Source organism: Bacillus cereus (assembly GCF_002561295.1).
Taxonomy (GTDB): Bacteria; Bacillota; Bacilli; order Bacillales; family Bacillaceae_G; genus Bacillus_A; species Bacillus_A cereus_S.
Map to the genome: position 1 here is coordinate 1 of NZ_NTUG01000059.1, position 278 is coordinate 278.

Genomic DNA, 278 nt, shown 5'->3' on the forward strand with positions numbered 1-278 from the left:
GATGGAACGAAAACATTAATCGATACGATTGGTAATAAAAATGTAAAAGATGGTGCAGATACATCTCTTGGAAAATGGGTTGACAAGTCTTATGACTTAAGCCAATTCAAAGGTAAAAAAGTGAAGCTTGTATTTGAATACATTACTGATGGTGGTTTAGCATTAAACGGATTTACTCTTGATAATGCAACGTTAACAGTAGATGGTAATGTTGTGTTCTCTGATGATGCAGAAGGCGAAGCGAAATTAAAATTAAACGGTTTCGTTGTATCAGACGG

General features: G+C 34.9%; 1 pseudogene. It reads left to right on the forward strand.

Features of this window, described 5'->3' with window-relative positions:
- Nucleotides 1–278: pseudogene (locus CN373_RS24005) on the forward strand (immune inhibitor A domain-containing protein); the annotation flags it as partial.